At 67.8% G+C, this 13,088-nt stretch carries 14 protein-coding genes; 4 read left to right on the forward strand and 10 right to left on the reverse strand.

Annotated features, from left to right (window positions below):
- Positions 1 to 30: 30 nt before the first annotated feature.
- Together ACOYYX_RS39930 and ACOYYX_RS39935 are read right to left on the reverse strand one after the other, a co-directional pair.
- On the reverse strand, positions 31 to 1,551 hold the full coding sequence (locus ACOYYX_RS39930; RefSeq protein ID WP_422932003.1) for a M56 family metallopeptidase: 1,521 nt from the start codon (positions 1,549 to 1,551) through the stop codon (positions 31 to 33).
- Positions 1,548 to 1,931: a BlaI/MecI/CopY family transcriptional regulator gene (locus ACOYYX_RS39935; protein WP_422932004.1), complete on the reverse strand. Its 384-nt coding sequence runs from the start codon at positions 1,929 to 1,931 to the stop codon at positions 1,548 to 1,550. The genes ACOYYX_RS39930 and ACOYYX_RS39935 overlap by 4 nt, the downstream gene beginning before the upstream one ends.
- Positions 1,932 to 2,152: 221 nt before the next feature.
- Here ACOYYX_RS39935 and ACOYYX_RS39940 point away from each other — a divergent pair, with 221 nt between their 5' ends.
- On the forward strand, positions 2,153 to 2,545 hold the full coding sequence (locus tag ACOYYX_RS39940; RefSeq protein ID WP_422932005.1) for a HEAT repeat domain-containing protein: 393 nt from the start codon (positions 2,153 to 2,155) through the stop codon (positions 2,543 to 2,545).
- Positions 2,546 to 2,679: 134 nt separating this feature from the next.
- Here the strand turns inward: ACOYYX_RS39940 and ACOYYX_RS39945 are convergent, their stop codons facing one another.
- Positions 2,680 to 3,084, reverse strand: coding sequence for a hypothetical protein (locus tag ACOYYX_RS39945; RefSeq protein ID WP_422932006.1), 405 nt, complete (start codon positions 3,082 to 3,084; stop codon positions 2,680 to 2,682).
- Positions 3,085 to 3,236: 152 nt separating this feature from the next.
- On the opposite strand from ACOYYX_RS39945, the gene ACOYYX_RS39950 reads away from it, so the two are divergent.
- Positions 3,237 to 3,458: a hypothetical protein gene (locus ACOYYX_RS39950; protein ID WP_422932007.1), complete on the forward strand. Its 222-nt coding sequence runs from the start codon at positions 3,237 to 3,239 to the stop codon at positions 3,456 to 3,458.
- A 172-nt stretch (positions 3,459 to 3,630) separates the two neighbouring features.
- On the opposite strand, the gene ACOYYX_RS39955 is transcribed toward ACOYYX_RS39950, so the two are convergent.
- On the reverse strand, positions 3,631 to 4,539 hold the full coding sequence (locus ACOYYX_RS39955) for a hypothetical protein (RefSeq protein WP_422932008.1): 909 nt from the start codon (positions 4,537 to 4,539) through the stop codon (positions 3,631 to 3,633).
- Between the two features lie 663 nt (positions 4,540 to 5,202).
- On the opposite strand from ACOYYX_RS39955, the gene ACOYYX_RS39960 reads away from it, so the two are divergent.
- Complete coding sequence (locus ACOYYX_RS39960) at positions 5,203 to 5,700, forward strand: DUF1569 domain-containing protein (protein WP_422932009.1); 498 nt, start codon at positions 5,203 to 5,205, stop codon at positions 5,698 to 5,700.
- A gap of 21 nt (positions 5,701 to 5,721) precedes the next feature.
- Here the strand turns inward: ACOYYX_RS39960 and ACOYYX_RS39965 are convergent, their stop codons facing one another.
- The gene (locus tag ACOYYX_RS39965) at positions 5,722 to 6,135 is read right to left on the reverse strand and encodes a hypothetical protein (RefSeq protein ID WP_422932010.1); all 414 of its coding nucleotides are present in this window, start codon (positions 6,133 to 6,135) and stop codon (positions 5,722 to 5,724) included.
- A gap of 166 nt (positions 6,136 to 6,301) precedes the next feature.
- The gene (locus tag ACOYYX_RS39970; RefSeq protein WP_422932011.1) at positions 6,302 to 7,426 is read right to left on the reverse strand and encodes a DUF1559 domain-containing protein; all 1,125 of its coding nucleotides are present in this window, start codon (positions 7,424 to 7,426) and stop codon (positions 6,302 to 6,304) included.
- 581 nt (positions 7,427 to 8,007) lie between these two features.
- Here ACOYYX_RS39970 and ACOYYX_RS39975 point away from each other — a divergent pair.
- Positions 8,008 to 9,156, forward strand: coding sequence for a LacI family DNA-binding transcriptional regulator (locus ACOYYX_RS39975; RefSeq protein WP_422932012.1), 1,149 nt, complete (start codon positions 8,008 to 8,010; stop codon positions 9,154 to 9,156).
- 28 nt (positions 9,157 to 9,184) lie between these two features.
- Here ACOYYX_RS39975 and ACOYYX_RS39980 read toward each other — a convergent pair whose 3' ends face one another.
- The 4 genes from ACOYYX_RS39980 to ACOYYX_RS39995 form a co-directional block, all read right to left on the reverse strand.
- Positions 9,185 to 10,540 (reverse strand): MFS transporter, encoded by a 1,356-nt coding sequence (locus tag ACOYYX_RS39980; RefSeq protein ID WP_422932013.1) that lies wholly within the window; start codon positions 10,538 to 10,540, stop codon positions 9,185 to 9,187.
- The gene (locus ACOYYX_RS39985) at positions 10,537 to 11,787 is read right to left on the reverse strand and encodes an aromatic ring-hydroxylating oxygenase subunit alpha (protein WP_422932014.1); all 1,251 of its coding nucleotides are present in this window, start codon (positions 11,785 to 11,787) and stop codon (positions 10,537 to 10,539) included. Before ACOYYX_RS39985 ends, ACOYYX_RS39980 begins: the two co-directional genes overlap by 4 nt.
- 317 nt (positions 11,788 to 12,104) lie before the next feature.
- Complete coding sequence (locus ACOYYX_RS39990; protein WP_422932015.1) at positions 12,105 to 12,512, reverse strand: alpha/beta hydrolase; 408 nt, start codon at positions 12,510 to 12,512, stop codon at positions 12,105 to 12,107.
- Positions 12,449 to 12,961, reverse strand: a complete 513-nt coding sequence (locus tag ACOYYX_RS39995) for an alpha/beta hydrolase family protein (RefSeq protein WP_422932016.1) — start codon at positions 12,959 to 12,961, stop codon at positions 12,449 to 12,451. Before ACOYYX_RS39995 ends, ACOYYX_RS39990 begins: the two co-directional genes overlap by 64 nt.
- Positions 12,962 to 13,088: the final 127 nt, after the last annotated feature.

A 13,088-nucleotide genomic window follows, 5' to 3' on the forward strand; every position in this document is an offset into this window, starting at 1 on the left:
GTCGTCCTGCCGGGCCGGCCCCCTGCGTCATCATGCCTGCCGCGAATCCGGCGGGAGCCTTCGGATTCGCCCCCGCCGGCGCCCGGATTCCGCCGGGGGCGGCGGCGCCGGCGTGGCCGGCTCGGCACGCTCGAGGATGTAGAGATAAATCGCGTCCCCCTCCGTGGTCCTGAATTCGGTCGGCCTCGGCAACTCGGGGCCGTAGGCGTAGCAGAGGAACAGCCTGTCCCCTTCCAGCCGATAGATCCCCTTGAGCGTCCCGTGCCCGAGACGCTTCGCCGAGAGGTCGACCCGCTTGGGTTCGCGGCCGGGGTCCACCTGCAATTGATACTCCGAAGTCCTTCGGTTGGGACGGTGCCACCGATCCTTTTCGATCGAATTCAGGAGGCCCTTCACCTCGGTCTCGACCTTCCCCGAGTACTCGTGGTGGACGACCCGCCACGCCCCCTGCATCCTCGCGATCTCCGCGGCCGCGGCCGTCGACGCCTCGAGGTCCACCGGCCGGGCGCCGACGTCGAGGGGCATACCGGCTCCCGGCAGGCAGACGACCGCCCCGGCCGCGAACGCAGCCCACGGCCCCCGGCGGCTCGGCCGTCCCCCGCCCTTAGCGGACCGCATGATCGACTCGAGCCGGGTCGCGGTGACCTCCATCGCGCGGACGCCCGGGAAGGAGATCGGCGATCGGAGCCGCCCCTTCTGCTCGAGGACCCGCAGCAAGGTCCTCGCATAAAGCCCCGGCGTGCAGCCGACCCGAGAGACCACGTCCTCGTCGCAGCAACGCTCGCGGGCCCGGCTCGCCTCGCGATTCGCCCACCAGAGCAGGGGGTTGAACCACCAGACGAGCATCGAGGCGAGCTGGAGCTTTCCGGCCAGGACATCCCCCCGCCTGATGTGGATCAGCTCGTGCGCGAGGATCAGCTCCACCTCCTCGGGCCTGGCCTCCCCGAGCACGGGCACCGGCAGCAAGATCGAGGGACGCAGCGAGCCGAACACCGCCGGCCCGATCGGCCTTGAGGTCGTGATCAGGCGGACGTCGCCCCGGATGCCCAGCTTCGCCACCAGATCCCTCAGCATCGCGGCGTGGGAATCGTCGGTGGGGACGCTCGACCTGAGCAGGACCTTCAAGCACGACCAGTAGCTGACCGCCACGTAGGCCGAACCGATCATGGTCCCGATGGGCCAGGCCGCGAGCAGCCAGCCGACCCGGGCCCGTGCCCCCGGCTCCGGCCCGGCGGCCCCAACCTGGGACTCGCGTTCGGCCGGGTTCTCGTCCGCGTCGATCCCGGGGCTCGAGGCCCACGACGGCCTGGCGTCGGCGTCCCGCAAGGTCGAGGTCCGGCTCGCCTGGATCCAGCTGAACGGGCTCGTGGGGCTGCTCAGGATCGGGGGCGTCACCGACTTGACGACGACGAGCATCCAGAGGGCGTAGGCCATCGCGGGGCGGTCGCGGCAGAAGGCCCCGGCCAGGGCCCCGACCGCGAGGGCCACGATGGCGACCTGCCAGATCTGCCCCCAGGCCAGGCGGGCCAGGACGTCGACGTCGACGTTCATTTCGATTCATCCTCGAGTCGATCCAGCATCCGACGAAGCTCGCGGATCTCCGATTCGGACAGGCCGCGGTCGTTCACCAGGTGATGGAAGAGCGGGAGCACCTGCCCGTCGAACAGCCGCTCGAGCAGGTCGTCCATCATCGCGCCGATCACCTGGCCGGAGCGGACCGCCGGCTTATATACGTTGCTGCGGCCCTCGCGGTGCGTCTCGAGATAGCCCTTCGCCTCGAGCCGGCGCAGATAGGTCTGCACCGTCTTGAAGTCGAGCCCGCGATCCCGGGGCAGGGCATCAACAACCTGGCGCACCGTCGCGCCGCCCAGCTCCCAGACGATCCGGGCGATCTCGAGTTCCGACCTGGGCGGTCCAGACCTCTTGAACATCCCGCGTATCCTCTGCGTACATTTGTAAGCCAATGTAGCGTACATTTGTAAGCCGTCAAACGAAAAACGGAAAAAAGTGCGACATTGCCGGATCGCGGGGCCGGATCGTCTCGGTCGTGAAAACCCTGGCAATCCCGGGGAAGCACGCGCCGGGTCGCGAGAGGTCCTCGCTATAACAAATATCTCCGAGGCCGGGAACCGCAACTGGGGGATGTCGGGATATGGAGATCGTGGACTATTACCTGGAGAGGGCGAGGGCCGGTGACGTCGAGAACGCCTTCCATCGCCTCCGCGCACTCCCCCACGACGCCCTCCCGGCCATGCAGTCGGCCTTCGCCAACGAGGCCGACCCCGAGATCCGCGAGCTGATCCTCCAGGCGATCGGGCAGCACCGCCAACCCTCGACGATCCCCTTCTTCGCCGGCGCCCTCCGGGACACCGACCCTCGCGTCTGGAAGGAGGCCCTCGACGGCCTCGTCACGCTCGCCTCCTCGGAAGCGCTCCTGTCGCTCAAGTCGGCCCGCGACCGAGAGCCCGACCCGGAGATCCGCGCCTGGATCGAGGAGGCGATCGAGCAGACCAAGGAAGCGCTCGCCCGCCGGGCCGGGCCTTGAGCCGATAAGCCGCCACGCCAAATCGCACCGCCCTCGAACCCGGCCCAATCCGCCGAATCGGCCGCATATCTCAACCGATATATCCGTGCACGGGATCGCCTCTTGTAGAGACGACCCCGCAGTCGGCGCCGCGATCAGCGCGGTAGCGTGCCGAGGAAGGCCAGGGTCCACGCGGCGGTCCGGATCCAGTTCGCCTCGAGGAGGCGTCGCAGCACGGCCTCGTCCTGGCCGGAATCGCGGAGCCCGTCATGGGCCGGGACGGCCAGGGCGAAGGTGGCGACCCACGCCACAGCGACCATGCCGGCGGAGAGGCCGTGCCAGAGGGTCGGCCTCGAGACCAGGAGCCAGCCCGTCGCGGCGAGCTGGGCGAACATCAGCGGGACGACGATCCGGGAGATGGCCCGGGTGTACCCGGCATGCCAGCGGGCGAACCGGTCGGCCGCGATGTCCGCGAACGCGGGGTAGATGATCAACTGCACCATCCAGATCAGCACGACCAGCCCGAAGGATAGGGTGCGGTTCGCCTCCTCCACGCTCATCAACTCGCGTCTCCGGTCGAAGACAGGGCGTTTTGCTCGAGTGCCGCCCGGGCCAGAATGGCAAGGACCAGCCCGAACCTCACGCAGGGCGGGTCCCCTTCATTATAGTCATCCGGGCGAGAGGGTCGGAGGCCCAGGGGGAGCGATCATCCTTGGACAGGTCGGCGCGAAAAGAGCACTGGGAGGAGGTCTACGCCAGCAAGCCGGAGACGGGGGTGAGCTGGCATCAGGAGGAGCCTCGGCTCTCGCTCGAGCTGATTCGACCCGTCGCGCCTGCCGGGGTGGGGGCGGATCATCGATGTGGGGGAGGGGCCTCGACGCTGGTCGACCGGCTACTCGTGCGGGAGGCCCGGGAGACGCACACGCCACCCTGAAGTTCTTCGCAAACCTTCTTCTGCGGCGTCTATTGCCGGATCTGAAACGGATCGGGGCGTGGGCGGGGCGGGAGGATTCTCTGGCGGGAGGTCAGGCCCTGGCCGAGAGGGGGGCTCGGCCAGGCTGATCGAGTCGACGGCGAGCGAGAAAGGGCCTTTGAGCGGAGGGGGCTCAGTCCTTCTTGGCGAGCTTGTAGAGGGCGACGCCCTCGGCGGTCGAGCGGAACTCGTAGACGCCGGGCGAGACGTTGTAGCGGCGCTGGCCGAGCGAGCCGCCGGCGTCGTAGGCGATCTTCGAGCCGGGGGCCACGGAGAGCTCCTGCTTCGAGCCGGCCGGGGCCTCATGGGCGACGCCGTCGATGTCAAACGCGACCGCGTCGCCGGCGGGCCCGGAGTTGATGATCGTGACCGGCATCAACGGGGAGGCGGTCGTCGGGGGCGCGGGCGGGGGGGTGGTCGGCGGGGGGGGCGGCGGTTGAATGTCCGGCGGGAGATTGTCCGCAGGCGGGGTCGGCCCCGCCGGAATGCCGATGGGAGGGGCCATCGTCGGAGGAAGGTCCGCCGGCGGGGGGATCACCACGGGGGGCGGGAACGGCCCCGACGGGGTGATCATCTGCCGAGGGGCCCACGGAGTCGGCTGGCCGATCGTGCTGCCGGGCTGGTAGTACTGCGCGAGGACGGCGCACGTGATCGGGTCGAGATCGACCGAGCGCGGGGCAGGGCCGGGGCAGTCATACAGGTTCTTCTGGATCAACCATTCGTTGACCAGGATGCGATATCGGTTCTTCTCGATCCGGAAGGCATCGCGCTCGGCGGCAGCACCGTCGCCGCGCTGGGCGTCGACGTTGAGCTTTTCCTGCAGCCTCTCGATGCGATGTGCGGCCTTATCCGCGGTCTTCCGCTCGATGAACGCCCCGTTGATGATGACATTATAGAGCCCGCCCGGGTCCCGATTAGGATGCGGGTCGAGGTAGTGGTCCGGCCCCATCCAGCGATACTGCGCGTGGACGAAATTCGGCGAGAGCAGGGCGATCGCGGCGACCGTGCCGACGATCCAGCCTTGGCGTTGAAGCGTGGACATCTCTTCCTCCACCATCCAATCCGTGAAAGTTCCCCCATGGGAGTCTACCTCGCGGATCCGGCGGCTCGCGGCCTCGAGGCGCGATTTCGCCGCCGCGACGCCGCAAAATCTCGATAACGCGACGATTCCGGCGTGGATGGGCCGAATTTGCCGGGGGGACGCGACGAATCGGATTTGCCGAAGGAATGTGAGAGAAGGAATCATCCTCCGATATCATCATTTCAAAGCGACGAGCACTCCCCGATCGCAAAAGCCCGCGTGATCGCCACCTCCGCCCTATTCGCGCAAACTCGCCGGCTCGACGTTGGCGCGAGCTCCCGGCGATAGCGATGCGGACAAAAAGGAGGATTGCGTCGGACGCGAGGCTCATGCCGAAAGAACCGGATCGCCCCGAACGAGCCAATCAATTATTCGTTACTTCAAATCTCGATGATACAGATATCAACGAACAACACCTGGCTTCATTCCTCCTTGACCGCCGCCGAAGTCCCGAGCAGAATGGCCGGCCTCGGAGTTTCGTGGACCGTCAATGACGCGCCCCCCCCGCATCGGACGGCCTCGCCCTTCTCAAATCCGAAGCCGGACGCGGCCAGGCCGCGAGGCGGAGGGGAGGGCGACGGCATGAACCCGGGGAGGGGTTGGGACAGGGAAAGGATCGGGATCGTGGGAGAGACACCCTCGCGCCGAGAGCTGGACTTCCGCGAGTTCGACGCGGTGCTGCACGACGTCGATTCGCTGGCGGCCGGCGGTTACGATCGCGTCGGCAACTGGGACCTCGCCCAGACCTGCAAGCACCTGGCGGACTGGATGCGTTACCCGCTCGACGGCTTCCCGCCGGCCCCGCTGCCGATCCGCCTCATGCTCGCGCTGGTTCGGAACACGGTTGCGCCTCGGATGTTCCGGAAAGTCCTCGAGCAGAGGACCATGCCCGGCGGGAGCCCGACGCTCCCCGCGTCCGTCCCCCCGCCGGGGATCGATGAGTCGGCGGCGATCGCGGAGTTGCGCCAGGCCATCGCCCGGTTCCGCAACCACGAGGGGCCGTTCCACCCCTCGCCGCTCCTCGGCGAGCTGGACGCCGAGACCTCGAAGCAGGCGCAACTGATCCACTGCGCCCACCACCTGAGCTTCCTCCTGCCCAGGGCTCGCCGGGCCGTCAGCTAGGCGATGATCGTCGGCGTCGGCTCACTTCTCCTGGTTGGACGCGTCGAGGGCCTCGAGCAGGTTCTTCTTGACCGGCTCGGAGAGCGAGGCGTCGGCGGAGACCTTCGCGCGGACCTTGCTGAAGACCTCGGATTTCGTCATCCCGGGCACGAGCGAGAACTTCTCCACGGTCTCGTCCACGACGTCGTCGATCGTCGCGGCGAAGGCCTTCTTGGTCTGGGTGGTCGCCGCCTTCGTCTGCTCCTCGGGGGAGGCCTTCTTGGTCGTCGCCTTCGGCGTCTTCCTGGCCGAGGGGGTCATGTCGCGGGCCCGGAAGATCAGGACCTGGGCGAGCGAGTCCGGGGTGTACTTCGAAGCGGGGTCGGGTTCGACCGTGTTCCCGCATCCGGCGCTGAAGAGCGCCAGGAGGCAGGCTGTCAGGAGGGCGGTCCGCATGGGCGGGGATCCTTCGGAGTGACGCTGGGCTGGGAGTGGAAGGGGGCGACCGTCATCTCGGGGCGGGGGCGTCGCTGGCGGGGGATCCGAGCCTCCCGGCAGGGCGCGAACGCTTCGAGATGACGGTCGCCCGTCGTCGGAATCGCGAGAGAGTAGGCCTTGCCGGTCAGAACGCGTCGGAGGAGATGATCTCGCCGCGGCCCCGGGTTCCCAGGAACCACCAGACCTGCAGGTTCACCGAGTTCTTGATGAAGTGGACCGAGCCGTCCATGAACGCGACGTTGACCCCCCCGGGGTGGTTGCTGGTCGGGTTCATGGCGCCGTCGCCTTCGCTGCATCGGAAGGTGTCGGAGTTGTAGGTGACGATCGGCGGGGAATTCGGGGGGAGCAGGTGGGCGTAGACGTGCTTCTCCCAGGCGTCGGTATAGGCCCAGGTCAGGCCCTTGTAATAGCCCCAGGCGGGCCAGTTGACCCAGCCGGAGAGGCCGTCCTGGACGACCGCCAGGGCGGGGACGTCGGTGGCCTCGACCAGGGCGGCGTTCGTGTAGCCGAGGTTGCGCCGCTTGTCGGCCATGTTGCCCGAGCCGTCGTTGATCAGCGACTCGCTCAGGGCGGCGGTGTTGGACGTGCCGTCGGTGATGCTGGCGTAGGTCACGTTCACGTCGGCCGACGCGTTCTTGGCCGAGGACGTGCAGACCTCGCCCATCTTCGCCATCGAGATGATGCCGGTCAATTGCGGGACGTTGCCGCCGTTGGGGGAGTCGCCGGGGAGCAGGATGTTCCGCGGGTGCCCCGTGTTCCCGACGTAGTTGAAGTTGCCGGGGCGATACGTGCAGGTCGGGTCGCCCGAGCAGGTGTTGGTGACGCCGTCGGACGGGCAGAGGAACGTGGCGACGCTCGACTTGTTGACGGTGTAGTCCGTGGGGTCCGGGCCGCTCAGGGGGCCGCTATAGACCCATTGATCGGTATAGGAGAAGTTGATCGAGTTGTACATCGTCCCGCCTTCCATGAAGGCCATGAGCCCGCAGAGGAAGGAGTGGCTCCCGGAGCCCTTGCTGAAGTTGCGGTACTGGTGCAGCGGCGTCGTCCCGTTGACGTCCGCATAGTTCGCCATGGCCAGGCCGATCTGCTTGAGATTGTTGGTGCATTGGGCGCGGCGGGCCGCCTCGCGGGCCGACTGCACGGCGGGGAGCAACAGGGCGATGAGGATCGCGATGATGGCGATCACGACCAGCAGCTCGATCAGGGTGAACCCGCGTCTCGAGGCGGCTCGTCGGGCAGGAGCAAGCATTCCAGGAACTCCGATGGATACGGAAGAGAAGATAGCGAGGCGACGTCCTGCACCGGGGAGAACAATCAATCCGGTACGCATCTGAGGCGTCCGATCGCGGGACCTCGTCCTACATGGCCGCGATCGGTGCGGGGGGAGGGCGACTTACGTCCATGCCCGAACTCCGGGACGACGGGCATGGGGCGAGGCGAATCGGCGTGGGGGCGGTCGATCGGACTGCAAAAAGCCATCGCACTGTCTGAGACAACGATGGACTTCTGATTCTACCAGAACATGGTACGGGCGTCTCCGAAACAAGCAAGAGTCGACGCCGTGAATTTTCGATGAAGGCCGTTCAGCGGGTCTAGACAAAGCGCATCAATTTCCGAATGCTGTTTCATACAGTTTCATAACAACTGCCCCGGACTATGTTCCCCCGAGAGCCCGGCCGGACGATTGGCCCGCTCATCGAGCCGCGGCCCGACCTCATCCCCCCACCGCGGAAACCGCGCGAATCCGCTCGCGTCGGCGTGTTGAGCCTGTCGATGAATTCGTCGGATCGAGATCAGGCGAGGGCGACCCGGCTCTCCCGAGGAGACGCGATGCCTTCAACCGAAATGCCTAAATATCTCGAGGTTTCCAAGGAAATCGAGGCGAGGATCTCGGCCGGGCGTTGGCGCGGCGACCAGCGGATGCCCGCCGTCCGGGAGATCGCCGACGAATACAAGGTCTCGGTGGCCACGGCCTCGCGCGCCCTCCAGGTCTTGCGGGACAAGGGGATCATCACCAGCGTCGAGCGTTCGGGCAGCTACCTGGTCGACGGCGTCGAGAAGTCTGGCCATCCTTGGGCGCTCTGCTTCTGCGTCACGCCGGGCCCCTGGCAGAATGCATCCTACTCGATCACCCTGTCCGGTTTCGAGGCGCTCGCCCGCCGCGAGGGGTTTTCGTTCGCCGCGGACGCGATCAACCTCGAGAATGCGATCACCTCGCGCGACATCGCCAGGCAGGTCAAGCACGCGATCGGGGCGGGGATCAAGGGGCTCTTCTTCCTCCCCTCCCGGATCAGCGTCGAGAGCATGGAGCGAGACAGGATGCTCCTCGCCCACTGCCGGGACGCAGGCCTGCCGGTCGTCCTCATCGAGCGGAACCTGCGGGGGGACTCGCGCGAGCTGGAGTGCGACCTGGTCGGCCCCGATGACGTCGGCGGCGGCCAGCGCCTGGCGGAGCACCTCCAGGAGATCGGGCGGCGGAAGATCGCGTTCGTCAGGGGCTGTTCCACGAGCAGCCATAACGACCGCCTCGCCGGCTACCTCTTCGCCCAGTTCAAGGGGGGGGACACCGACTCGCCCGACGCCAGGCCGAGGGCGCCCCACGTCCTCGAGTTCCGCCACGACCTGCCCGGCAAGAAGGCGTACAGCCTGCTGGCCGACCAGATCGTCGAGGACGGCATCGACGGGATCATCTGCTTCCAGGACATCACGGCGATCGGCCTGATCGTCGAGCTGCTCGCGAGGGGCAGGCGCATCCCGCACGACGTCGCCGTGGCCGGCTTCGACGACCTCCCGATCGGCAACTCGTTCTCGGTCGGCGTGACGACCTACGCGCTCGACGCCGAGCGCATCGCCCAGCACGCGCTCCGGATGATGTATGAGCGCATCAAGAAGCCACGGACGCCCCCCGTCCATGTGGTCGTGCCCGGCCGGCTCATCGTCCGCGAGAGCACCTGCGCCTCGCCGTCGGCAGGCGAGTGAGCCCGCATTTCCGGGAGAAAAGCCGGAGTCAGGGCCGGTCGGGCGCCGATCGGCCCCGGGCGTTCCTCTTGCGATAGAGCTCCCAGAGGAGCAGGCAGGCGACGAGGCTCGAGGCCCAAGAGGTGATGGCGAGCCACGAGAAGGTCATCCCCCAGCCCATCCCCTTGACGGCGCGGGCGATGCCGTCGCCGGCCAGGACGGCCGCCAGATAGCCGGTGCCGTCGATGATCCCGCAGGCGGTCGAGCTCCCGCGCTTCCCGCCGAAGTCGAGGGCGATCGCCCCGCCGAGGTACGAGTAAGGGCCGATCAGCAGGAACCCGACCATCGTCACCAGGAAGATCGGCCAGGCGCTCCCGACCCGCGCCGGCAGGCATCCCAGGAACCAGAGCGCGACGCCCGTCGTCGCGAGCCCCAGGACCAGCAGGCCCGCACGGCCATAGGGGCCGAGCCGGTCGCTCGCGAAGCCGGCGAGGAGGACCGAGACCCCGCCCACCAGCGGGAAGAGTGCGCTGGTGATCGCCGCCTCCCAAACCGAGAGGTGGACGACCTCCTTGAAGTAGGTCGGCGACCACGTGTTGAACGTCTCGCGCATCAAGGTCGTCGTCAGCGAGAGCAGGCAGACGTACAGGAACGCCCGATTCGACAGCAAGGAGGCGATCAGCGCGGTGTATCTGGTCGGCTCGGCGTCCTGCCCCTCGGGGCCGAAGATGTTGAGGGGGTTGGCCATCCCCTCGTCCGCGCCGATCTCTCGGGGCGATTCCTTGAGATACCTCGAGCAGGCGACGAAGATGACCGCCAGGACCCCGGCGCAGGTGAGGAACAAACCTCGCCATCCCATCCCGAAGTGGATGAGGACCCCCATGAACGCCCTCGAGGCGGCGTCGCCGAAGAGGTAGCTGAGGCTGATGACGGCCATCGCCCCGCCGCTCGTCCGGAAGTCGAACCATCGGCTGGCGATCTTGACGATTCCGACCCACCCCATCGACTGCACGAGGCGATTGCCGAGCCAGCTCAGGGCGAAGAGCGGCGAGCCGGGGCCGACGGCCAGCAAGGCCGTGAAGACGACCGTCCCCCCCATCCCGGTCAGGAAGTTGCGCCGGCCCCCCTGGATGTCGCCGAGCACGCCGCTGAAGAATTTGCCGATCGCATAGGCGAGCGTCCCGAGCGAGGCGATCTTCCCCAGGCGATCGCGCGAGGCCTCGCCGTCCCCCCCCATCTCCGCGATGTCGTCCATCATCAGCGGCGTCGCCACCGAGAGGTTCGACCGGCAGAGGTAATAGCCGCCGTATCCGACGATGAGCAGGATCATCGTCAGGGACTGCCCGCGCCTCAGCCTGGCCGCCGCGAGGGGCCCGGCCGTCGCCGCGAGGGGCTCGGCCCTCATCGGGCGTCCTCCGCCAGCCCGGCCGCCGTCAGCCGGCGGAGGTACCAGCGCATGAAGGCCTCGACGTTGTATTCCTTCGCCGGCGAGTACGGGCCGGGGCGGTAGACGCGCGAGTTCACCCCGCGCTGGGCGTTCTTGACGATCTCCCAGTCCTGCTCGGACGTGAGCCGCCAGAAGGGCAGGAGGGTGTCGAGCCGATAGTCCCGCCCCTCCTCGGCGTCCTCGTGGACGAGCCAGTAGACCGTGACCAGGGTCTTCTGCGGGCCAGCGGGGAGGAGCCGGGTGCTCACCGCGTGGTCGCAGCTCGAGTGGTTCCAGAAGTTGGGGAGGCTCCGCATCCGGAGCGTGCCGACGTCCGAGCTTCGGTAATCCCCCATGAGCGGGGCGACCTGCCGGCCGTCCATGGTCTCGCTGACGTAGCCGTCGACGAGGACGGTCCGGTTCGCGGAGTACCAGACGTCCCCGTCGGGGAAGGAGGTCATCCCCTGGCTGCGGTGCGTCGGGCTCAGGCCCGCGTCGCGCCAGGCCCGCTCGGCCCGCTCGACAGAGGCGTCCAGCTCGCGGCGGATCGCGGGGGTCGTGTCGTCGGAGTTATAATGATCGAAGTTGGCCTTGATGTATTGCGGGTGGTTGACGTTGCAGTGGTAGCACTCGCGGTTGTTCTCCCAGACGAGCTTCCAGTTGCCGGGCACCTCGTAGTCGACCCGCTCCGCCACCTTCGCCCGCTCGAGCCCCTGGGGCCTCGCGGCGTGCCCCAGCACCTCGAAGGCGCCGTCGAAGCTCGTCGGCTCGGGGTTCAGGGAGACGTAGATCAGGCCCGCCACGTCCCTGACCGCCGCGGGGATCAGGCCGTGCGAGGCGCGGTCGAAGTCGTCGGGCATACCGCGCGAGGCGATCAGCGAGCCGTCCTTGGCGTAGACCCACTGGTGATACGGGCAGACGAGCTGCTTGGCCCGGCCGGCGGCCCGGTCGCAGAGGAGGGAGCCGCGATGTCGGCAGAGGTTGTGGAAGGCCCGGACCCGGCCCTCGTCGTCCCGCAGGATGACGAGCGACTCGGTGTCCATCTCGAAGAGGAAGTAGTCGCCCGGCCTTGGGATCTGGCAGGTGTGCCCGGCGAAGAGCCAGTCTTTCCTCCAGATCGCCTCCAGGTCCGCTTCGTAGACGCCCTCCGCCGAATAGAACTCCCGCTCGAGCGAATGCTCGGGGATCCGGCGGGCGACGAGTTCCGCGATCGACGAAGCTTTCATGTTCTTGAATGGATGATTTGTGGATAATCTCGAGGGCCTCGATGCGGCGGCCCGCCCCCGCCGCGACGATTATATGCGACGTCGAACCTCTTAGGAACCGGCCTGCGCCCCCTCCGCCGCGAGATCCTCGGCCTCAAATGCGGGCGCCGCCGGGCCCGGGCCCCATCGAGCAACAGGCCTTTGCGCCTCGTTCATGAAAACTTCGTCTTGTTCTCACATCCGACATCGACTTCGTCCGCACGGGACATCGCCGATGCGCGTCCAGGTCGCGCGGGGCGGCCCTCCGCTGGGACGGGGCCATCCCCTGGCCGACTCCGTCAGGGCGATTCGAGGGTCGGCGGGCCGCTGAGCCAGCCGAGGGACTCGAGGAACTTGTCGGCCTCGATCAGCGTCTTGGTCGTGTAGGGAGGCTTGTTGAAGAAGCCGTGGGGCTGGTCGGGGTAGATCACCGTCTCGCAGCGCACGCCCTCCTTGCGCATTTCGGCCTGGAAGTCCTCGATCGTCTTGACCGGGATCAGGCGGTCCGCGGACCCGAGGAAGATGATGGCGGGCGGGGCGTCCTTGCCGACGTTGTGGGCGGGGGAGAACTCCTTGTAGCGGCCCTTCACCCGGGCATAGCCCCAGCCGTTCGGGCCGTTGTCGATGACCGGGTTGAACAGGATCAGGGCGTCGGGCCTGGGCGAGACCGAGAAGTCGTCGTCGGGGTCGTCCTGCCCTTCGACCATGCCGGCGAAGGCCGCGAGGTGCCCCCCGCCGACCCGCCCCCCGCCGCGACCCGATTCGGGTCGATGCCGAGCCCGCCGGCGTGGGACCTGACCCACCGCATCGCCGACTTGGCGTCTCGGCAGCAGGCCACGGGCGGGGTCTCCTTCTCGGCTTCTCCCTTGTCGAGCAACCGATACTCGACCAATGCGCAGACCATCCCCCGACTCGCGAGATACCTGGCCTGCGTGTCGAACTGGCCGGGCCGGCCGCCGACCCACCCGCCCCCGTGGAAGAAGACCGCCGCCGGCCTCCGGTCGGTCGCCTTCCAGCCCTCGGGCTTGACGACCCAGAGCCTGAGCTTCCGCCCATCCGCCGTCTTGTACACGGCCGACTCGCCCGCGGGCCTCTCCGGCTTCTCGTCGCAGGCGAAGCAGGGGAGCAACGCAAACCCCAGCAGCAATGCCCTCATCAGGATCGCTCCCGGCACGTCACGAGGACGGTCAAACCGACGCATCGACGCGCGGCCGTCGTCGTGACGTGCCTCAACCAAGCTCGACCGTACTCTCTTGAGCCCACGCCGGGGGGTACCCTGCGAT

Source organism: Singulisphaera chitinilytica (genome assembly GCF_049331405.1).
Taxonomy (GTDB): domain Bacteria; phylum Planctomycetota; class Planctomycetia; order Isosphaerales; family Isosphaeraceae; genus PoT.

Bases quoted from the DNA above. Each gene is read 5' to 3' on its own strand.
- ACOYYX_RS39930 (WP_422932003.1), bottom strand. From the start codon at position 1,551: ATGAACGTCGACGTCGACGTCCTGGCCCGCCTGGCCTGGGGGCAGATC.
- ACOYYX_RS39935 (WP_422932004.1), bottom strand. From the start codon at position 1,931: ATGTTCAAGAGGTCTGGACCGCCCAGGTCGGAACTCGAGATCGCCCGG.
- ACOYYX_RS39940 (WP_422932005.1), top strand. From the start codon at position 2,153: ATGGAGATCGTGGACTATTACCTGGAGAGGGCGAGGGCCGGTGACGTC.
- ACOYYX_RS39945 (WP_422932006.1), bottom strand. From the start codon at position 3,084: ATGAGCGTGGAGGAGGCGAACCGCACCCTATCCTTCGGGCTGGTCGTG.
- ACOYYX_RS39955 (WP_422932008.1), bottom strand. From the start codon at position 4,539: ATGTCCACGCTTCAACGCCAAGGCTGGATCGTCGGCACGGTCGCCGCG.
- ACOYYX_RS39965 (WP_422932010.1), bottom strand. From the start codon at position 6,135: ATGCGGACCGCCCTCCTGACAGCCTGCCTCCTGGCGCTCTTCAGCGCC.
- ACOYYX_RS39970 (WP_422932011.1), bottom strand. From the start codon at position 7,426: ATGCTTGCTCCTGCCCGACGAGCCGCCTCGAGACGCGGGTTCACCCTG.
- ACOYYX_RS39975 (WP_422932012.1), top strand. From the start codon at position 8,008: ATGCCTTCAACCGAAATGCCTAAATATCTCGAGGTTTCCAAGGAAATC.
- ACOYYX_RS39980 (WP_422932013.1), bottom strand. From the start codon at position 10,540: ATGAGGGCCGAGCCCCTCGCGGCGACGGCCGGGCCCCTCGCGGCGGCC.
- ACOYYX_RS39985 (WP_422932014.1), bottom strand. From the start codon at position 11,787: ATGAAAGCTTCGTCGATCGCGGAACTCGTCGCCCGCCGGATCCCCGAG.
- ACOYYX_RS39990 (WP_422932015.1), bottom strand. From the start codon at position 12,512: ATGGTCGAAGGGCAGGACGACCCCGACGACGACTTCTCGGTCTCGCCC.
- ACOYYX_RS39995 (WP_422932016.1), bottom strand. From the start codon at position 12,961: ATGAGGGCATTGCTGCTGGGGTTTGCGTTGCTCCCCTGCTTCGCCTGC.